Origin of the sequence: Nocardioides panaciterrulae, from assembly GCF_013409645.1 — a bacterium.
Taxonomy (GTDB): domain Bacteria; phylum Actinomycetota; class Actinomycetes; order Propionibacteriales; family Nocardioidaceae; genus Nocardioides; species Nocardioides panaciterrulae.
Window position 1 is genome coordinate 4009344 of the sequence record NZ_JACCBG010000001.1, and the last position, 19593, is coordinate 4028936.

Sequence of the window (19593 nt, forward strand, 5' to 3'; positions counted from 1 at the left end):
GGCCCGGGTCAGCCCCGGGTCAGCCCTTGGTGCCGCCCGCGGTGAGGCCGGCGACCAGGTGCTTCTGGGCGATGAAGAACACCAGGCCGGCGGGGATCGTGATCAGCACCGCCCCGGCCGTGAGCAGCTCCCAGCGCGGCTGGAACTGCGGCACGAACTGCTGCAGGCCCGCGCCGAGGGTGTAGTGGTCGTCGGTCTGCATGAACGCGATCGCGTAGGCGACCTCGCCCCACGCCGTGAGGAACGTGTAGAACGCGGTCACGGCCAGCCCGGGGCGGGCCAGCGGAAGCACCACCCGCCAGAACGTCCGGAACGGGCCGAGGCCGTCGAGGGCGGCCGCCTCGTCGAGCTCCTTGGGGATCGTGTCGAAGTAGCCGCGCAGCATCCAGGCGCAGAACGGCACCGCCACCGTGCAGTAGGCGATGACCAGCGACGCCTTGGTGTCGATCAGGCCGAGCTTGGCCATGATCGTGTAGATCGGCACGATCAGGATCGCCACCGGGAACATCTGGGTCAGCAGGAAGACCCACATCAGCCCCCGCCGGCCGGGGAAGTTGAACCGGCTCATCGCGTAACCCGCCAGGGCCGACATCGAGATGCCGATCACCATCGTGAACGCCGCGACGATGACGGAGTTGAGGAACCACGACGGGAAGTTCGTGTGGAACAGCACCTGGCGGTAGTTGTCCAGGGACGGGTCGGCGATCAGCTGGATCTGCGAGCTGCGGATCTCCGAGGCGGGCTTGAACGAGCTGAGCAGCACCCAGGCCACCGGGAACAACGCGATGAACGTCGCGAGCGCCAGCGTGCCGTGCAGGGCCAGGCTCGCCAGCGGTGAGCGCTGCGAGCGGCGACGCACCTGCTTCGTCCGGCCGGTCCCCCGGTCCGGGCCTGGGCCGGCGACCTCCGGCAGCACCTCGATGGCGCGCGGCGAGCTCATCAGAACACCTCTCCCTGCTTGGCGAGGACCCGGCGGTAGATGCCGGCGTAGAGGGTCAGCATCGAGAGGATCAGGACGCCGTAGGTCGCGGCCAGCGAGTAGTTGCGCACGCCCTCGAACGCCGCGCGGAACGCGCCGGTCACCAGGATCTCGGTCTGCCCGGCCGGCTGGCCGCGGGTGACGAAGTAGATGATCGGGAACATGTTGAAGGTCCAGATCGTGCCCAGCAGGATCACCGTCGAGCTGACCGGGCGCAGCCCCGGGAGCGTGATGTTCACGAATCGCTGCCACGGGGTGGCGCCGTCGATCTCGGCCGCCTCGTAGAGCTCCCCGGGGATCGCCTGGAGTCCGCCCAGCAGCGCCACCATCATGAACGGCACGCCCAGCCAGACGTTGGTGGTGATCGCGGTGAACAACGAGGTCCAGCGGTTGGCGTACCACTCCACCGGGTCCAGGCCCAGGTGCGGCAGCACCGCGTTGATCAGGCCGAACTGCTGGTCGAAGAGGAAGCGCCAGGCGAAGGCCGCCACGAACGCCGGGACCGCCCAGGGCACGATCAGCGCCACCCGGTAGAACGCCCGGCCGCGCATGTTCCGGTTCAGCATCACCGCGAGGCCGAGCCCGATCGCGAAGTGCAGGACCACGCAGCTGACCGTCCAGACCAGGGTGTTGCTGAACTGCAGCCAGAACTGGCCGCGGTGCCCGCTGAGCACGTCGATGTAGTTGTCCAGGCCGACGAACTTCGCCGCGTGCGGGTTCGGCGTGCAGGTCTCGGCGCCGCCGAGGACCTTGGTGCAGATCTCGCTGCGCTGGTTGGACTCGTTGAGGTTCGTGAACGACTGGTAGACACCCTGCACCAGCGGGAAGAGCACGAGCAGCCCGAGCACCGCGACGGTCGGCAGCACCATCGCCCACGCGTACCAGTGCCGGTCGAAGCTGCGGCGCAGGCGGCCCCGCTCACGTCGCGTACGACGGGTCCCGGGCTCGGGTGGCGCGGTGGGTTCGGGCGTGACATCGGTGACGGACATCGGGTCTCCAGTGAACTGCGGGTTCAGGCGGGGGGCGCCGCCCGCGGGGCCCGGCGCACCGGGCCCCGCGGACGACCGGGGGTCACTGGACGGAGTAGTCCGGGACCACGTCGGACTTGAACGAGGCGGCGGCCTCGTCCAGCGCCTTCTTCGGGTCCACGCCCTGCACCATGACCTTGGTGCCCATCACGTCGAGCGGCGCGAAGAACAGGCCGCCCTCGGGGATCCACGGACGCGGGTGCGCGACCTTCATCGCGTCCTGCCACATCGAGACCTTCTCGTTGGTCACCTTGGCGTAGGCCGACTCGACCGTCGGCAGGGTGCCGAGCTGGTCGGCGGTGAACGCCTCGGAGTCGGCCGAGGTCATGAACTTCACGAACGCGATCGCGGCCTGGGCCTTGTTCTCGTCCATGCCGGAGTAGATGACGTAGTTGTGACCGCCCACCGGGGCGCCCGCGCCCGCGGAGCCGGCCGGGACCGGGGCGACACCCAGGTTGTCCAGGCCGCCGAAGCCCTTGGCGCTCTCCACGGCGGAGACCGTCCACGGGCCGTTGATCATCATCGCGACCTTGCCGTCCTGGAAGAGGGTCTGCAGCGTCGCGTCGGCATCGTTGGCGACCGGCTTGACCGACGCGCCGCTCTGCACGAGGTCCTGGGCGGTCTGCATGCCCTTGACGTTCGCGTCGCTGTTCACGACGATCTTCTTGGCGTCGGTGTCGACCAGGTCGCCGCCCTCGCCGTAGATGAACGGCAGCAGGTAGTAGCCGCCGCTGCCGAGCGCGATCGCGGTCGCGCCGGTCTTCTTCTTGATGATCGGCGCCTCCTGCTTCAGCTCGTCCCAGGTGGTGGGGACGTCGACGCCGGCCTCATCGAGCAGCTTCTTGTTGTACATCAGGCCCAGGGTGTCGGTGACCTGCGGGACGCCGTACGTCTTGCCGCCGTAGACGTTGCTCGACAGCGGGGCCGAGAGGTAGTCGTTGCCCTCCAGCAGCGGGGTGCCGTCGAGCGAGTAGAGGTAGCCGAGCGAGGCGAACTCCGAGGTCCAGGCGACCTCCGAGCGCAGGATGTCGGGGGCACCGGAGCCCGACTGGGCGGCCGTCTTGAACTTGTTCTGCGCCTCGCCGAACGGGACCATCTGGTGGTCGATCTTGACGTTCGGGTACTGCTCGTTGAACTTCTTGATCAGCTCGTCGTAGACCGGACCCTCGGTGCTCGGGTCCGAGGTGTCCCACCAGGTCAGGTCGGCCTTGAGGCTGGCCGGGTCGGTGCTGCTCGCGGCGGGCTGGTTCGCCGAGGACTTCTCGTCCGAGCTGTTCCCGCCGCAGGCGGCGAGGACGAGGGCGAGCGCGGCGGTGCCGGCCAGCGCAGGCAAGGTGCGGCGCATGAAGGTGCTCCCTTGGGTTGTGATGAAGGTCGCGTGACGTTAGCAAGAACTTTGCAAGAAATGGAAGCTCTTGCAGAAAGCCGGCCGATCGAGTTTCATTGGCGGGTGGCAACCCTGGCCGAGATCGCCGTCGAGGCGGGCGTGAGCGAAGCGACGGTCAGTCGCGTCCTCAACGACAAGCCCGGGGTCAGCGAGGCCGCGCGCCAGTCCGTGCTGGTGGCCCTCGACCTGCTCGGCTACGAGCGCCCGACCCGGTTGCGGCGGCGCAGCTCGGGCCTGGTCGGGGTCGTGGTCCCCGAGCTGGACAACCCGATCTTCCCGGCGTTCGCGCAGGTCATCGACGACGCCCTCTCCTCGCGCCGCTACACGCCGGTGCTGTGCACCCAGTCGCCCGGCGGGATCTCGGAGGACGAGTACGTCGAGTCGCTGCTCGACCACGGGGTCGCCGGCATCATCTTCGTCTCCGGCCGACACGCGGACCGGGCCGCCGACCACGAGCGCTACCACGCGCTGATCGCCCGGGGGCTGCCCGTGGTGTTCGTCAACGGCCACGCCGAGGAGCTCGACGCCCCGTTCCTCTCCACCGACGAGCACGAGGCGATGACGCTGGCGGTCTCGCACCTCGCCGAGCTCGGCCACACCCGGATCGGGCTGGCCATCGGGCCGCGCCGCTACGTGCCGGCGCTGCGCAAGCGGGAAGGGTTCGTGGCCGCGCTGGGCCGCCGCCTGGGCCAGTCGCCCGAGGAGGCGGAGGGCTGGATCGAGGAGGCGCTCTACTCCCTCGAGGGCGGGGCCGCCGCCACCCGCCGGCTGCTGGAGCGCGGGGCCACCGCGGTCGTCTGCGGGTCGGACCCGATGGCGCTGGGCGCCGTACGCGCGGTGCGCGAGGCCGGCCGGGAGGTGCCCGGCGACGTCTCGGTGGTCGGCTTCGACGACTCCAGGCTCACCCAGTTCTTCGACCCGCCGCTGACCACGGTGCGCCAACCCGTCCAGGTGATGGGGCAGGCGGCCGTCGCCGCGCTCGCCGACGCGATCGAGGGCCAGCCGACCCCCTCCCACGAGTACCTGTTCCGCCCCGAGCTCGTCGTCCGCTCCACCACCGGCCGCGCCCCCACCGGTTGAGGCGGGCCTCCCCGGCAGGGACGCCAGCTCAACCCGGTGGCAAGCCCAACTCAACCCGGTGGCGGGCCCAACTCAACCCGGTGGCGGGCCCAACTCAACCGATCTGGGTGCCGATCGCCGCGCCGATGAGATAGGTGACCACCATCGCGAACAGGCCGCCACCCACGTTGCGCAGGACCGCCGCCCGGGTCGAGCCGTAGCCGAACTTCGCGCTCATCCAGCCGGTGAGGGCGAGGGCGAGGACCACGGTGACCACGGTGACCGGGACCCGGGCGCCGGTGGCCACCAGCGCGATCGTGAGCAGGGGGAGCAGGGCCCCGACCGTGAACGACAGCATCGAGGCCCAGGCGGCGTGCCAGGGGTTGGTGAGGTCGTCGGGGTCGATGCCGAGCTCGGCCTCGGCGTGCGCCCGCAGCGCGTCGTGCTCGGTGAGCTGGCGGGCGACCTCGAGGGCGAGGTCCTCGCTGAGCCCCTTCCCGATGTAGAGGCCGGCCAGCTCGGACAGCTCCTCCTCCGGCTCCTCCTCGAGCTCGCGGCGCTCCTTCTCCAGCAGCGCGTGCTCGGAGTCGCGCTGGGTGCTGACCGAGACGTACTCCCCCGCCCCCATGCTCAGCGCGCCGGCGGCGAGCCCCGCGACCCCGGCGATCAGGATCGAGGTCCGGTCGCTGGTGGCCCCCGCGACGCCGACCACGATGCCCGCGGTCGACACGATCCCGTCGTTGGCGCCCAGGACGCCGGCGCGCAGCCAGTTCAGCCGGTTGCCGATGCCGCCCTCGTGGGGCTCGTCCTCGTGGGGGCCGGCCTGCAGGTCCGCCGGGACGGGGTCAGAGGTCATGGGGCGATCCTTGTCGGCGGCGCGGGGCCTCGCAAGCAAGGCAAGCCTGGGCTGATCAGAGGCCGAGGTCGCGGCCGATCAGCTCCTTCATGATCTCGTTGGAGCCGGCCCAGATCTTCGAGACCCGGGCGTCGCGCCAGGCGCGGGCCACGCGGTACTCGTTCATGAAGCCGTAGCCGCCGTGCAGCTGCACGCAGTGGTCGAGGACCTCGTTCTGCACCTGCGAGGTCCACCACTTGGCCTTCGCGGCGTCGATCGGGGTCAGCTCGCCGGCGGCGTGGGCGACCACGCACTCGTCGACGTAGGCCTGGGTGACGTCGACCTGGGTGACCAGCTCGGCGAGCAGGAACTTGTTGTGCTGGAAGGACCCCACGGGCGCCCCGAAGGCCTTGCGCTCCTTCACGTAGTCCAGGGTTTCCAGCAGGATCTGCTTCGCGTGGGCGAGGTTGGAGATCGCGCAGCCGAGCCGCTCCTGCGGCAGGTTCTGCATCATGTGGATGAAGCCGTTGTCGAGCTCGCCGACGATGTCGTCGTCGCTGACCCGGAGGTTCTCGAAGAACAGCTCGGCGGTGTCGGACTCGTCCTGGCCGACCTTGTCGAGCTTGCGGCCGCGGGAGAACCCCTCGGCCTTCGTCTCGACGCCGAAGAGGGTGATGCCGCGCGCCTTCTTCTCCGGGGAGGTGCGCGCCGCGACCACCACCAGGTCGGCGGAGTAGCCGTTGGTGATGAAGGTCTTGGAGCCGTTGAGCACCCAGCCGTCGCCGTCGCGGACCGCCGTGGTCTTCAGCGCCGCGAGGTCGGACCCGCCGGACGGCTCGGTCATACCGATCGCGGCCAGGATCTCCCCGCTCGCGACGCCGGGCAGCCAGCGCTCGCGCTGCGCCGGCGTGGTCAGCTCGACGAGGTACGGCGCCACGATGTCGGCGTGGATGCCCACGCACGAGCCGAGGGCGGCGTTGACCTTGTTCAGCTCCTCGAGCAGCACCGCGTTGAAGCGGTAGTCACCGGCGGCCACCCCGCCGTACTCCTCGGGGATCTCGAGGCCGAGGAAGCCCTGCTTGCCCGCCTCCAGCCAGAACTCGCGCGGCAGCGCCTTGTCCCGGGCGTGCTGCTCGACGTGCGGGAGCACCGACCGCTCGAGGAACTCGCGGACGGACGCACGGAAGGCCTCGTGGTCCTCGTCGTAGATGGAGCGCTTCATGCCGCGGATCCTACTGCCGAGTAGGAAGCGCGCCCGAGGCGGCCGAGGCCGTCAGTCGGCCTCCGGCTCCTCGACCCGGGCCGGCATCAGCGCCGCCGCCGCGACCATCGCGACCGCCACGACGGTCGAGGCGATGAACACCGCGTGCACGGCCGGCTCCAGCACGCCGGCCGGCAGGTGCTGCAGGTCCGTCGGGGCGCCGTGGAGGCGCCGGGCGACCACGCCGTTGGCGATCGCCCCGAACACCGCGACGCCGACCGCGCTGCCCACGGAGCGGGCGAACATCGAGGTCCCGGTGACCACGCCGCGCGAGCGCCAGGTCACCGAGGACTGGGCGGCCACGACCGAGGGGCTGACCACGAAGCCCAGCCCCACCCCGATCAGGAAGCAGGCCAGCGCCAGGTGCAGCACGGTGCTGGAGCCGTCGACGGTGAGCAGCACCGCCGAGCCGACCACCGCGAACGCCGAGCCCATCAGCATCGTGGCCCGGAAGCCGACGGTGAGGTAGAAGCGGCCGGCCACCGAGGCCGCGATCGGCCAGCCGATCGTCATCGCCGCGAGCGCGAACCCGGCCACGACCGCGCCGGTGCCGAGCACGCCCTGCGCGAAGAGCGGCACGTACGACGAGAGCCCGAGCGTGAGCGCGCCCGCGACCAGCGCCGCGGCGTTGGTGGCGTTGAGCACCCGGCGCCCCAGCACCCACATCGGCAGCACCGGCTCGGCCGCCCGCCGCTCGACCGCGACGAACGCGGTGAGCAGCACCGCCGAGGCGACGAACAGCGACACGCTGATCGCCGAGCCCCAGCCCCAGCGCACCCCGCCCTCGAGCAGCGCCAGCAGCAGCACGGTGCCGCCCAGCGCGAGCAGCGTCGCGCCGGCGTAGTCGATGCGGTGCCGCTTGCGCTCGAGCCGCTCGTGGAAGTTCCGGCTCAGCATCCAGACGGCGGCGACGCCGATCGGCAGGTTGACGAAGAAGATCCACCGCCACGACAGGTAGTCGGCGAAGAACCCGCCCAGCGTCGGCCCGACGAGGGAGGCGGCCGCCCACACGCTGGCGATGTAGCCCTGCACCTTGGCGCGTTCGGCGGTGGAGTAGATGTCGCCGATGATCGTCATGCCGACCGGCTGCACCGCACCGGCCCCGAGGCCCTGGAGCACCCGGAAGACGATCAGCGCCGCCATGCTCCAGGCCACCCCGCACAGCAGCGACCCCACGACGAACAGCCCGATCCCGACGAGCATGATCGGCTTGCGCCCGACCAGGTCCGAGAGCTTGCCGTAGAGGGGGACCGAGACGGCCTGGGCGAGCAGGTAGACCGAGAACAGCCACGGGAACTGGGTGAAGCCGCCGAGGTCGGAGACCACCGCCGGGACCGCCGTGGCGAGGATCGTGGCGTCGATCGCGACCAGCCCGGTGCTGAGCATGACCGCCAGCAGGACCGGGCCGCGCTCGCTGCGCAGGCCGACCGAGGCGCGGGAGATGCCGGGGGCGGGAGGCGAGGCGGTCACGAGGGATCGAACCGCGACCCGCCGGCGATTCATTCCCACCGATTGGTTCAGGCGCGCCCGGAGCGGGTAAGAGGAGGCAGATCGCGCGGGGATGGCCCCGTGCGGTCGTGTGCTTTGATCGTTCCAAAGTGGGCTCCCTCAGGGGCCCGCCCCCTCTTCGCGAAAGTGACTCCGATGGAGATCTGGCCCGGCGCCGCCTACCCGCTCGGCGCGACGTTCGACGGCAGCGGCACCAACTTCGCGGTGTTCAGCGAGGTCGCCGACCGCGTCGAGCTGTGCCTGTTCGACGACGACGGCGACGGCGGCTGGGCGGAGACCCGGCTCGAGCTCACCGAGGTCGACGCGTTCGTGTGGCACTGCTACCTGCCGAGCGTGCAGCCCGGCCAGCACTACGGCTACCGCGTGCACGGGGCCTGGGACCCCGCGCAGGGGCTGCGCTGCAACCCCAACAAGCTGCTGCTCGACCCCTACGTCAAGGCGACCGCCGGCGAGATCGACTGGGACCAGTCGCTGTTCGGCTACGACTTCGGCGACGAGGACTCGCGCAACGACGACGACTCGGCCGGCCACATGACCCACGGCGTGGTCATCAACCCGTTCTTCGACTGGGAGGGCGACCGCCACCTCGACATCCCCTACAACGAGACGGTCATCTACGAGGCCCACGTCAAGGGGCTGACCCAGCTGCACCCGGACATCCCCGAGGAGCAGCGCGGCACCTACGCGGGGCTCGCCCACCCGGCGATCACCGAGCACCTCACCAAGCTCGGGGTGACCGCGATCGAGCTGATGCCGGTCCACCAGTTCGTGCAGGACAGCACGCTGCTGGACAAGGGGCTGCGCAACTACTGGGGCTACAACACCCTGGGCTTCTTCGCCCCGCACTCGGAGTACGCCGCGGCGTCCCGCGAGCCCGGCCGGGACGGCCAGCAGGTGCAGGAGTTCAAGTCGATGGTGAAGTCGATGCACGCCGCCGGCATCGAGGTGATCCTCGACGTGGTCTACAACCACACCGCGGAGGGCAACCACCTGGGTCCCACGCTGAGCTTCAAGGGCCTCGACAACCCGGCGTACTACCGCCTGGTCGAGGACGACAAGCGCTACTACATGGACTACACCGGCACCGGCAACAGCCTCAACGTGCGGCACCCGCACTCGCTGCAGCTGATCATGGACTCGCTGCGCTACTGGGTCACCGAGATGCACGTCGACGGCTTCCGCTTCGACCTGGCCGCGACCCTGGCCCGCGAGTTCTACGACGTCGACCGGCTGGCGACGTTCTTCGAGCTCGTGCAGCAGGACCCGGTGGTCAGCCAGGCGAAGCTGATCGCCGAGCCGTGGGACATCGGCCCCGGCGGCTACCAGGTCGGCAACTTCCCGCCGCAGTGGACCGAGTGGAACGGCGCCTACCGCGACACCGTCCGCGACTTCTGGCGCGGCGAGCCGGCGCTGGGCGAGTTCGCCTCGCGGATCGCGGGCTCTTCGGACTTCTACGAGCACTCCGGGCGCCGCCCGGTCGCGAGCATCAACTTCGTCACCGCCCACGACGGGTTCACGCTGCGCGACCTGGTCTCCTACAACGAGAAGCACAACGACGCCAACGGCGAGGACAACAACGACGGCGAGAGCCACAACCGGTCCTGGAACCACGGCGTCGAGGGCCCCACCGACGACTCCGAGATCCTCTCCGCCCGCGCCCGCGAGCAGCGCAACTTCCTCGCCACGCTGCTGCTGAGCCAGGGCGTGCCGATGATCCTGCACGGCGACGAGCTCGGCCGCACCCAGGACGGCAACAACAACACCTACGCCCAGGACTCCGAGATCAGCTGGCTGCACTGGGACCGCGTGGACAACCCGCTGGTCGAGTTCACCGCGGCGGTCGCCCGGCTGCGCAAGGAGCACCCGACCTTCCGCCGCAAGCGGTTCTTCACCGGGTCCACGGTGCGCATCGGCGAGCCCGGCCAGGAGCGGCTCAACGACATCGTCTGGCTGCACCTCGACGGCCGGCCGATGGAGGACGGGGACTGGCACGGCGAGTCCAAGGCGATCGGCATGTACCTCAACGGCGACGGGATCGCCGGCCGGGACGAGCGCGGGCAGCCCATCGTCGACGACCACTTCCTGCTCTACTTCAACGCCGACGGCCCGGCCGAGGTCACCCTGCCGCCGGACGAGTACGCCGCGGCCTGGGACGTCGTCATCGACACCGGCGGGGCCGCCGACGGCTCCGGGCCACTCAAGGCCGGGGGCACGCTGCCCCTGGAGACCCACAGCCTCATGGTGCTCCAGCAGCACAGCCAGCCCGAGGCCGAGCCGGACCACTCGGTGGCCGCGTCCGTGGCCGCGCAGGCGGGGCAGGGCTGAGCGGGTCGATGCGCGCACCGACCAGCACCTACCGGCTCCAGGTCACCGCCGACCACGACCTGCACGAGGCGGCCCGGCGACTGCCCTACCTCCACGCGCTGGGCGTCGACTGGGTCTACCTCTCGCCGATCCTGGCCGCCGAGCCCGGCAGCGACCACGGCTACGACGTGGTCGCGCACGACCGGGTCGACGCGTCCCGCGGCGGCGCCGAGGGGCTCGCCGCGGTCTCGGCCGAGGCGCGGCGGCTCGGCATGGGCGTGCTCGTCGACATCGTCCCGAACCACGTCGGGGTGGCGACCCCCGTCGAGTGCGGCTGGTGGTGGGACCTGCTGCGCCGGGGCCGCGGCTCGGCGTACGCCCCCGCCTTCGACGTCGACTGGGCGGCCGGCGACGGCCGGATCCGGATCCCCGTGGTCGGCGACGACGACCTGCTGCCCGACGGCGGGATCGCCCACCTCACGGTGGTGGGCGACGAGCTGCGCTACCACGACAACCGCTACCCGCTGGCCGACGGGACGGGCGCGGCGGACGGGACGGACCCCGACGCGGTGCACGCGCGCCAGCACTACGAGCTGGTGTCCTGGCGGCGCGCGGACGCCGAGCTGAACTACCGGCGCTTCTTCGCCGTCAACACCCTGGCCGGGGTGCGGGTGGAGGACCCGGAGGTCTTCGCCGCCTCCCACGTGGAGATCCGGCGCTGGTTCGACCAGGGGCTGGTCGACGGGCTGCGCGTCGACCACCCCGACGGCCTGCGCGACCCGCGGGGGTACCTCGAGGACCTCGCCGGGCTCACCGGCGAGGGCTACGTGCTGGTGGAGAAGATCATCGAGCCCGGCGAGGAGCTGCCGCGGTCCTGGGCGACCGCCGGGACGACCGGCTACGACGCGCTGGCCCACGTCGACCGGGTGCTCACCGACCCCGCGGCACAGCCCGCGCTGGACGCGCTCGAGGCCCGGCTGCGCGGCGCGCCCGTGGACTGGCCGCAGCTGGTGCACGACCGCAAGCGCGAGGTCGCCGACGGGATGCTGCAGTCGGAGGTGCGGCGGATCGTGCGGGAGTGCCTGCCGCTGGTCGAGCAGGGCGCCTCGGCCGAGGGAGTGCTGCGCGACGCGGTCGCCGAGCTGCTGGCCTGCTTCCCGGTCTACCGCTCCTACCTGCCGGAGGGACGCGAGCACCTCGACCAGGCGTTCGCCGGCGCCCGGGAGCGGCGGCCGGACCTGGCCGCGGCGTACGACCTCCTCGAGCCGCTCCTCGGCGACCCCGCCGCGGACCCCGCCAGGCGGTTCCAGCAGACCAGCGGGATGGTGATGGCCAAGGGCGTGGAGGACTGCGCGTTCTACCGCTACTCCCGCCTGACCTCGCTCAACGAGGTCGGCGGCGACCCGGAGGTCTTCTCGCTGGCGCCGGAGCGCTTCCACGAGCTGATGGGCGAGCGGCAGCGCGACTGGCCGCACGCGATGACCACGCTGTCGACCCACGACACCAAGCGCGGGGAGGACGTGCGGGCCCGGGTCACCGCGCTGGCCGAGGCGCCCGCGGAGTGGGAGGCCGCGCTCGACCGGCTGCTCGAGCTCGCCCCGGTGCCCGACCCGGGGTTCGCCGCCCTGCTGTGGCAGGCCGCGCTGGGCGCCTGGCCGCTGTCGCGGGAGCGGCTGCACGCCTACGCCGAGAAGGCGATGCGCGAGGCCGGCGACCGCACCACCTGGACCGCGCCGGACGAGACCTACGAGAAGGCCGTGCACGCCGCCGTCGACGCGGCGTACGACGACCCGCGGGTGCGCGAGGTGCTCACCGGGCTGGTCGACTCGGTGGCCGGCGCCGGCTGGAGCAACGCGGTGGCCGCGAAGCTGCTCTCGATCACGATGCCCGGCGTGCCGGACGTCTACCAGGGCAGCGAGCTGTGGGAGCAGAGCCTGGTCGACCCCGACAACCGCCGCCCGGTCGACTTCGAGCGGCGCGTCCGCCTGCTCGACGAGCTCCGGGCCGGCGCCCGGCCCGGGCTGACCGCCGGGGCCGACGACCCGGGCACCGCCAAGCTGCGGGTCGTGCACACCGCCCTCACGCTCCGGCGCGACCGGGCCGACCTGTTCACGTCGTACGCCGGCCTGGCCGCCACCGGCCCGGCCGCCGGCCACGCGCTCGCGTTCGACCGCGGCGGGGCGCTCACCGTGGTGACCCGGCTGCCCCGGGGGCTGGCCGCGCGGGGCGGCTGGGCCGACACCGTGCTCCCGCTGCCGGCCGGCCGCTGGACGTCCGCCCTCGGACCGGGTCGCGGCCTCGAGGGCGACGTACGCCTCGCCGACCTGCTGGCCGAGCTGCCCGTGGCGCTGCTGACGAAGGAGGATGCATGACACCCCGTTCGACCTCCCGCGGACGCTTCGACGTGTGGGCCCCGAGGCCCCAGCGGGTCCGGCTGGCCCTCGGCGACCCGGCCGAGGTCGTCGAGATGGTCCGCGGCACCGACGACTGGTGGGCCCCGGCCGAGCCGGTGCCCGACGTGTGGGACCAGGACATCGACTACGGCTACCTGCTCGACGACGACACCACGCCGCTGCCCGACCCCCGCTCGCGCCGCCAGCCCGACGGCGTGCACGGCCGCTCGCGGACCTTCCGCCCCGACGCGTTCTCCTGGACGGACCGCGGCTGGACCGGCCGGCAGCTGCCCGGCTCGGTGATCTACGAGCTGCACCTGGGCACGTTCACCCCCGAGGGCACCCTCGACGCCGCCCTGGGCCGGCTCGACCACCTGGTCTCGATCGGGGTCGACTTCGTCGAGCTGATGCCGGTCAACGCCTTCAACGGCCGCCACAACTGGGGGTACGACGGGGTCCTGTGGGGCGCGGTGCACGAGCCGTACGGCGGCCCCGAGGCCTACCAGCGGCTCGTCGACGGCTGCCACGCGGCCGGGCTCGGCGTGATCCAGGACGTCGTCTACAACCACCTCGGACCCTCGGGCAACTACCTGCCCCGCTTCGGTCCGTACCTCTCCAGCGAGGGCGCGAACACCTGGGGCGACCACCTCAACCTCGACGGGGCGGGCGCGGCGGAGGTGCGGCGCTACATCCTCGACAACGTGCGGATGTGGCTGGCGGACTACCACGTCGACGCGCTCCGGCTCGACGCCGTGCACGCGCTGTCGGACTCCTCGCCGACCCACCTGCTCGAGGAGATGGCGGTCGAGGCGGCCGCGCTGTCGGCCCACCAGCGCCGGCCGCTGACGCTGATCGCCGAGTCCGACCTCAACGACCCGCGGCTGGTCACCCCGCGCGAGGCGCGCGGCTACGGGCTGGACGCGCAGTGGAGCGACGACTTCCACCACGCGGTGCACGTGGCGCTGACCCGGGAGACCTCCGGCTACTACGCCGACTTCGAGCCGCTGTCGGCACTGGCCAAGGTCTGCGAGCGGGGCTTCTTCCACGACGGCACGTACTCCTCGTTCCGTGGCCGCGACCACGGCGCCCCGATCGCCACCGACGTGATGCCCACCTGGCGGCTGGTGGTCTGCAACCAGAACCACGACCAGATCGGCAACCGGGCGCGCGGCGACCGGCTCACCGAGGTGCTCGACGACCACCAGCTCGGCTGCGCGGCGATGCTGACGCTGGCCGGGCCGTTCACCCCGATGCTGTTCATGGGCGAGGAGTGGGCGGCGTCGACGCCGTTCCAGTTCTTCACCTCCCACCCCGAGCCCGAGCTGGGCCGGGCCACCGCGGAGGGCCGGATCAAGGAGTTCGAGCGGATGGGCTGGGACCCCGCGGTGGTCCCCGACCCCCAGGACCCCGCGACCTTCGAGCGGTCGAAGCTGGACTGGGACGAGGTCGGCCGGGGCCGGCACGCCCGGCTGCTCGAGGCCTACCGGCGGCTCGCCCACCTGCGCCGCACCCGTCCCGAGCTCACCGACCCCGCCTTCGGCTCGGTCTCGTGCGCGGTCGACGAGGCGTCCCGGTCCTTCGTGATGCGCCGCGGTGCGCTGACGATGGCGGTCAACTTCGGCGACGCCCCCGCCACCCTCCCCGTCGACGCTGCTGCGGGGCTGCTGTTCACCACCGGCGACGGCGTCGACCTCGAGGACGGCGTGCTCTCGCTGCCGCCGCACGCCGGGGCGCTGGTGGCGCCGGCCTAGGCTGCGCCGCCTCCCCCGGCGTCGCCGGGCAGGGTCGTCAGAGGTCCAGCACCAGCCGCGGGCAGCTCGGGTCGGCCCGGGACACGCAGACGAACATCACGTCGTGGGCCGCCCGCTCCTCCGGGGTGAGCAGCGAGTCGCGGTGGTCGACCCGGCCGCCCAGCACGCCGGTCTCGCAGGTCCCGCAGGTGCCCTCGGTGCACGAGGACAAGATGTTGACCCCGGCGTCCTCGAGCACCCGCAGCACCGAGGTGTCGGCCGGCACCGCCAGCACCCGACCGGAGTCGGCCAGCTCGACCTCGAAGGCCACGTCCCCGGAGGAGTCCGTCTGCTCGCGCGGGCTGAACCGCTCCAGGTGCAGCGCGCCCGGCCCGCGGTCGGCGCACCGCTCCTCGACCGCGCGCAGCAGCGGCTCCGGGCCGCAGCAGTAGACGAGCTCGTCGTCGCCCGCCCCGGCCAGCACCTCCCCGAGCGGCAGCTGGCCGACCTCGTCCTGCGGGTGCAGCCGGACGCGGCCGCCGTACGTCGCGGTCAGCTCCTCGGCGAAGCACATCGAGCGCCGGCTGCGACCGCCGTACTCCAGCCGCCAGTCGGCCCCCGCCGCGTCGGCCGCGGCGATCATCGGCAGCAGCGGCGTGATCCCGATGCCGCCGGCGACGAAGACATAGCGCGGCGCGGGGACGAGCGGGAAGTGGTTGCGGGGCCCGCGGACCGCCACCGTGTCGCCGACGGCCAGCTTGTCGTGGACCCAGCTCGACCCGCCGCGGCCCGCCGGCTCGCGGAGCACCGCCACCCGCCAGCGGTCCCGGTCCGAGGGCGACCCGCACAGCGAGTACTGCCGGACCAGCCCCTCGTCGAGCTCCAGGTCGACGTGCGCGCCGGGCGTCCAGGGCGGCAGCTCGCCGCCGTCCGCGCGCCGCAGCTCCAGGACGCGTACGCCGTCGACCGGCTCGAGGAGGGCGTCGACGTGCAGGGTCAGCTCGTGCTCCTGGTCGGTGCTGCGGCTCATCGCGACACCAGCTCCCGCTGGTCGCTCGGGGCCGGGGCGTCGGAGCCGCCCTCGCCGGAGGCGTCGTCGTGCTGGTCGGGGTGCGCGAGCAGCCACTCCCACAGCTCGATCGGGTCCTCGCTCTCGTGCGGCGCGCCGCACCAGCAGTAGCCGACCAGCACGTCGGTGTTGAGCTTCCACACCACCCGGTAGACGGTCCGGCCGGTGAGCATCCGCTCCGGGGCGGGCAGGTCGGCGGTCATCGCGCGGTCACGGGGGCCGGCTGCTCCTCACCGTCCTTCACCATCGCCGCCAGCAGGCGGCGCGCGGCGAGCCCGCCGGTGTCGATGTTGATGCTCAGCTCCTGGTAGTTCTCCTTCTCGCCCTCGACCACCTGCTCGAGCACGTCGAGCGCCACCACGTCCTGCAGCACGACGGTCCGGTTGTTCTCGGCGAGGAAGTCCGAGACCTCCTGGTCCTCGAGCGCGAAGTCGCGCGCGACCATCCAGAAGTCGTGGGTGGAGTGCTCGGTCTCCGGGGTGATCGCGTAGACGACCTCGACGTGGAAGGCCCGGTCGTCCGGACCGTCCGCCGGCGGCTCCACGCCGACGGGGGCGATCCGGCTGTGCAGCAGGTAGAGGCACGGCGGGTGGTACTCGATGTCCTGCCAGCGGGTGATCCGGCCCTCGATGCCCGTGGACCTCGCATAGAACGGCGGGCAGGCGGCGTCGGCCATGTGCCGGCTGACGTAGACGACCCGGGCGTCCTCGTCGACCTCGGTGGTGATCGGGGTCTCGGCGACCTCGGGGGTGCCGATGTAGCCGCCGTGCAGGTAGGTCTCGTGGGAGAGGTCCATCAGGTTGTCGACCAGCAGCCCGTAGCGCGCCTGCAGCGGCTCCATCCCCCGCACCGTCGTGTAGTCGGGCGAGTCCAGCCAGGGCGCCCGCGGGAGCAGCGCGTCGTCGACGCGGTCCTGCTCGCCGATCCAGACCCACACCAGGCTGTCGACCTCGCGCACCTCGAACGCGGGCACCCGCGCGGTGCGCGGGATCCGCTTCTGGCCGGGCGCGGCCACGCAGCCGCCGGTCCGGTCGTAGGTGAACCCGTGGTAGCCGCAGATGATCTGGTCGTCCTTGAGGTGGCTCAGCGACAGCGGGTAGCGGCGGTGCACGCAGCGGTCGGCCAGCGCGACGACCTCGCCGTCGGAGGTGCGGTAGAAGACCAGCGGCTCGCCGCAGATGGTCCGTCCGAGGAGTCCGTCGGTGATCTCGCGCGAGTACGCCGCGACGTACCACTGGTTGAGGGGCCAACTCGGCATGGCTGCTCCTGGAGGGTCGGGGTCGGGACTCCCGAACCGTGACCCACGCCACCCCCTCCGTGGCACTGTTGTTTCCGATGAACGGAAGCATTTCACGTACGCCGGGGTGCGGGGCGCGGGCCGATGCCGGCCGGTGACCCCCGCTCGCTGAGCCTGAAGACGCTTGACGTGCTGTCGGCGTTCTCCACCGACCGCGCGCGGCTCACGCTCTCCGAGCTGAGCCGGGCCAGCGGGCTCTCGCTCACCACGACCCATCGCATCGTCAGCGACCTGGTCGGCTGGGGGGCGCTGGAGCACAGCGCGCGCGGCGGCTACCAGGTCGGCCTGCGGTTGTGGGAGATCGCCTCGCTGGCGCCGCGGGGGCTTCCGCTGCGCGAGCTGGCGCTGCCGGCGATGGAGGACCTCTACGAGGCGACCCACGAGAACGTCCAGCTCGCGGTGCGCGAGGGCCTCGAGGTCGTGTACGTCGAGCGGCTGACCGGCCGCGGCGCGGTCCGGGTGCTCACCCGGGTGGGCGGCCGGTTCTCGCTGCACTCGACCGGGGTCGGCCTGGTGCTGCTCGCGCACGCCCCCGACGAGGTGCAGGAGGAGGTGCTGGCCGGTCCGCTGCGCCGGTGGACCGATCGGACGATCACGGACCCGGCGCGGCTGCGCGCCACGCTCGCGGAGATCCGCCAGACCGGGGTGGCGATCAGCGACCGGCAGGTCACCGACGACGCGCTCTCGGTCGCCTGCCCGGTCCGCGACCGCAGCGACGCAGTGGTCGCGGCCCTGTCGGTGGTGATGCACGCCGACGGCGCCTCGGCCCGGGCCGCGGCCCCCGCCGTACGGGCCGCGAGCCGCAGCATCTCCCGGGCCCTCGGGCACCCGGGCGCGCAGCGGCGTCCGTCCGGGTTGCCTGGGTAGTCCGTGACGTTCTGGCCCCTCCGGGCCCGCGGAAGGGGCCAGAACGTCACGGACTACCCAGCCGACCGCCCCCAGCCAGGACCTCCTCCACCCACACCGGCACCAGCTCACCGGCGAACCCCTGCCGGGCCTCGTGGAAGAGTTGGCTGACCTCGCTGGGCTGGAGGTTGGGCTCCAGGGTCCTGACGCCGTGGCCGACGGCAAACTGCACGAAGCCGGCCGCGTGAGCAGTCACCGCGGCGTGAGGATGCGCAACTGCAGCATCGCCGCGAACCGTTGCTCGGGGTCGGCGAGGTCGATCCCGCTGACCTCCTCGAGCCGTCGCAGCCGGTACCGCAACGTGTTGGGGTGGATGAAGAGACCCGCCGCAGCGGCCCGCACGTCACCGAGCGCGTCGAGCCACGCTCTGAGCGTCTCGACCAGGCCGGAGTCGTTGCGCTCGTCGTAGTCGAGCAGGACGCTGATCGGGCCCACCGGCCGCTCGCCGCGCACGGCCGCGAGGTCGCGCAGCTCGAGCACGAGCGACTGGGTGTGCACGTCGGACAGGCGGGCCACCCGGCGCTGCTCGTGGCCCTCGCGCAGCACCCGGAGCACCCGGGTCGCCACCGCCCGCGAGGCGGTGACGCCGGAGACCTCGGAGCCGACCGGCCCGACGGCGACGACGGCCGGGAGCCGGGCACCGACACGCTCGCAGAACTCCTCCGCCAGCCGTGCCGCCCGCTGCTCGGCGTCCCCGTCGTCGACCTGGACGGGCAACAGCGAGTGCACGATCCCGCCCACGACCGCCACCGCGGAGGTCGGGACCGACGCGGAGAGGTGCACGGCGAGCGCGTCGGCGACCCGCTCGAGGGCCCCCGTCGCCGGCATCGGCTCGTCGGTCTCCGCGCGGAGGGACGCCGCGAGGACGACCAGCCGCCGGCCGGCCAGCCCGAGCCGGGCGAGCGCGTCCCGGGCGCCCGGGCCGCCCTCGAGGACGGTCGCGACGAGGTCGGTGCGCAGGCGCCGCTGCACGTCGGCGCCGGCCCGGACGCGAAGCATGTGGAGCGCGACCAGCTTGGCGGCGTCCTGCAGCGCCGCCGCCCTCTCCTCCGTCACCTCGCCGTCCATGGCGGCCCAGATCGACCCCAGTACCTCGTCGCCGGCGCGGACCGCGATCGCGACCCGCTGCTTGTTGATCGACGCGGCGCCCAGGTGCGCGGGGTCGACCACCACCGGCCGGTGCTCGCGGTAGAGCTCCCGGAAGACGCCGAGCTCGGTCAGCATCCGGGCGTAGCGCTCCGGCACCTGCCGGCCGATGATCGTCTCGACGCGGGACTGGTCCGCCTCGTCCTGCCGGCCGGAGAAGGCGAGCACGCGCGAGCTCCGGTCCTCGATGGTGACCGGGGCGTCCAGCAGGGCACCTACCGCGTTGGCGACCGCGAACAGGTCCCCCGATGGCAGCCCGCCGATCGACTCCGGCTCCGCCGGACCGATGTCGCCCTCCGCCAGGACCGAGCGCAGCAGCGCGGTCAGCTGCGCCCAGGTCGCACCGCGGCGCAGCCCCAGCAGGGCGAGACCGGACTCGACGACCCCGTCGCGCAGCTCCGGCGTGAGCGCCACCGGCGAGCGCACGACCAGCCCGACGGCGCCCCGCCGGCCGACGTCGCGCACCAGCTCGGGGAGGTCCGCCGCGCGGATCCCGACCCCGAGCACCAGCGCCGCCGGTGGCTGCACCGGCTCGTCGTCGGGGTCGTGGATCACGATCCCGCCGATCTCGCCGTCGTGCTCGGGGTCGCCCGCGAGCAGCTCGAGCAGCGAGTCGCCCAGGTCATGGAGGACCCGGCCCAGGCTCGCACGGGGTCGATGACTCACGGGCTCCAGCGTATTCATGCGCGG

Annotated in this window: 16 protein-coding genes; 5 read left to right on the forward strand and 11 right to left on the reverse strand. The window is 72.5% G+C overall.

Annotation, left to right across the window (positions count from 1 at the left end):
- Nucleotides 1–19: 19 nt before the first annotated feature.
- From BJZ21_RS19145 to BJZ21_RS19155, 3 genes are all read right to left on the reverse strand, one after another.
- Nucleotides 20–940 (reverse strand): sugar ABC transporter permease, encoded by a 921-nt coding sequence (locus BJZ21_RS19145; RefSeq protein WP_179665214.1) that lies wholly within the window; start codon nucleotides 938–940, stop codon nucleotides 20–22.
- Nucleotides 940–1968, reverse strand: a complete 1029-nt coding sequence (locus tag BJZ21_RS19150; protein ID WP_218851565.1) for a carbohydrate ABC transporter permease — start codon at nucleotides 1966–1968, stop codon at nucleotides 940–942. Before BJZ21_RS19150 ends, BJZ21_RS19145 begins: the two co-directional genes overlap by 1 nt.
- Nucleotides 1969–2050: 82 nt before the next feature.
- Nucleotides 2051–3352: an extracellular solute-binding protein gene (locus BJZ21_RS19155; RefSeq protein ID WP_179665215.1), complete on the reverse strand. Its 1302-nt coding sequence runs from the start codon at nucleotides 3350–3352 to the stop codon at nucleotides 2051–2053.
- Nucleotides 3353–3457: 105 nt separating this feature from the next.
- Between BJZ21_RS19155 and BJZ21_RS19160 the strand changes: the two genes are divergently transcribed.
- The gene (locus BJZ21_RS19160; RefSeq protein WP_343052226.1) at nucleotides 3458–4474 is read left to right on the forward strand and encodes a LacI family DNA-binding transcriptional regulator; all 1017 of its coding nucleotides are present in this window, start codon (nucleotides 3458–3460) and stop codon (nucleotides 4472–4474) included.
- Between the two features lie 94 nt (nucleotides 4475–4568).
- Here the strand turns inward: BJZ21_RS19160 and BJZ21_RS19165 are convergent, their stop codons facing one another.
- From BJZ21_RS19165 to BJZ21_RS19175, 3 genes are read right to left on the reverse strand one after another with little or no spacing between them, the layout of a single operon-like run.
- Nucleotides 4569–5309: a VIT1/CCC1 transporter family protein gene (locus BJZ21_RS19165; protein WP_179665217.1), complete on the reverse strand. Its 741-nt coding sequence runs from the start codon at nucleotides 5307–5309 to the stop codon at nucleotides 4569–4571.
- Between the two features lie 55 nt (nucleotides 5310–5364).
- Nucleotides 5365–6510: an acyl-CoA dehydrogenase family protein gene (locus BJZ21_RS19170; protein ID WP_179665218.1), complete on the reverse strand. Its 1146-nt coding sequence runs from the start codon at nucleotides 6508–6510 to the stop codon at nucleotides 5365–5367.
- A 51-nt stretch (nucleotides 6511–6561) separates the two neighbouring features.
- Nucleotides 6562–8019: an MDR family MFS transporter gene (locus BJZ21_RS19175; protein ID WP_343052227.1), complete on the reverse strand. Its 1458-nt coding sequence runs from the start codon at nucleotides 8017–8019 to the stop codon at nucleotides 6562–6564.
- A gap of 174 nt (nucleotides 8020–8193) precedes the next feature.
- Between BJZ21_RS19175 and glgX the strand changes: the two genes are divergently transcribed.
- Genes glgX through treZ form a run of 3 tightly spaced genes read left to right on the forward strand, consistent with a single transcriptional unit; the run spans nucleotide 8194 to nucleotide 14506 of the window.
- A complete protein-coding gene (glgX, locus tag BJZ21_RS19180; protein ID WP_179665220.1) occupies nucleotides 8194–10383 on the forward strand; it encodes a glycogen debranching protein GlgX in 2190 nt (729 codons plus the stop codon).
- 8 nt (nucleotides 10384–10391) lie between these two features.
- Nucleotides 10392–12734: a malto-oligosyltrehalose synthase gene (treY, locus tag BJZ21_RS19185; RefSeq protein WP_179665221.1), complete on the forward strand. Its 2343-nt coding sequence runs from the start codon at nucleotides 10392–10394 to the stop codon at nucleotides 12732–12734.
- Nucleotides 12731–14506 carry a malto-oligosyltrehalose trehalohydrolase gene (gene treZ, locus BJZ21_RS19190; RefSeq protein ID WP_179665222.1) on the forward strand — a complete coding sequence of 592 codons (1776 nt, stop codon included), beginning with the start codon at nucleotides 12731–12733 and terminating at the stop codon, nucleotides 14504–14506. Before treY ends, treZ begins: the two co-directional genes overlap by 4 nt.
- A 37-nt stretch (nucleotides 14507–14543) precedes the next feature.
- Here the strand turns inward: treZ and BJZ21_RS19195 are convergent, their stop codons facing one another.
- The 3 genes from BJZ21_RS19195 to BJZ21_RS19205 are packed head-to-tail and all read right to left on the reverse strand — an operon-like array spanning nucleotide 14544 to nucleotide 16812.
- Nucleotides 14544–15515, reverse strand: coding sequence for a PDR/VanB family oxidoreductase (locus BJZ21_RS19195; protein WP_179665223.1), 972 nt, complete (start codon nucleotides 15513–15515; stop codon nucleotides 14544–14546).
- A complete protein-coding gene (locus tag BJZ21_RS19200; protein ID WP_218851566.1) occupies nucleotides 15512–15757 on the reverse strand; it encodes a hypothetical protein in 246 nt (81 codons plus the stop codon). The genes BJZ21_RS19195 and BJZ21_RS19200 overlap by 4 nt, the downstream gene beginning before the upstream one ends.
- Entirely contained in the window at nucleotides 15754–16812 is a 1059-nt protein-coding gene (locus BJZ21_RS19205) for an aromatic ring-hydroxylating oxygenase subunit alpha (protein ID WP_179665224.1), read from the reverse strand. Before BJZ21_RS19205 ends, BJZ21_RS19200 begins: the two co-directional genes overlap by 4 nt.
- Before the next feature lie 123 nt (nucleotides 16813–16935).
- Here BJZ21_RS19205 and BJZ21_RS19210 point away from each other — a divergent pair, with 123 nt between their 5' ends.
- Nucleotides 16936–17718, forward strand: coding sequence for an IclR family transcriptional regulator (locus tag BJZ21_RS19210; protein ID WP_179665225.1), 783 nt, complete (start codon nucleotides 16936–16938; stop codon nucleotides 17716–17718).
- A gap of 46 nt (nucleotides 17719–17764) precedes the next feature.
- On the opposite strand, the gene BJZ21_RS19215 is transcribed toward BJZ21_RS19210, so the two are convergent.
- Both BJZ21_RS19215 and BJZ21_RS19220 read right to left on the reverse strand, forming a co-directional pair.
- A complete protein-coding gene (locus BJZ21_RS19215; RefSeq protein ID WP_179665226.1) occupies nucleotides 17765–17953 on the reverse strand; it encodes an SIR2 family protein in 189 nt (62 codons plus the stop codon).
- Nucleotides 17950–19569 carry a PucR family transcriptional regulator gene (locus BJZ21_RS19220; RefSeq protein ID WP_343052228.1) on the reverse strand — a complete coding sequence of 540 codons (1620 nt, stop codon included), beginning with the start codon at nucleotides 19567–19569 and terminating at the stop codon, nucleotides 17950–17952. Before BJZ21_RS19220 ends, BJZ21_RS19215 begins: the two co-directional genes overlap by 4 nt.
- Nucleotides 19570–19593 lie beyond the last annotated feature (24 nt).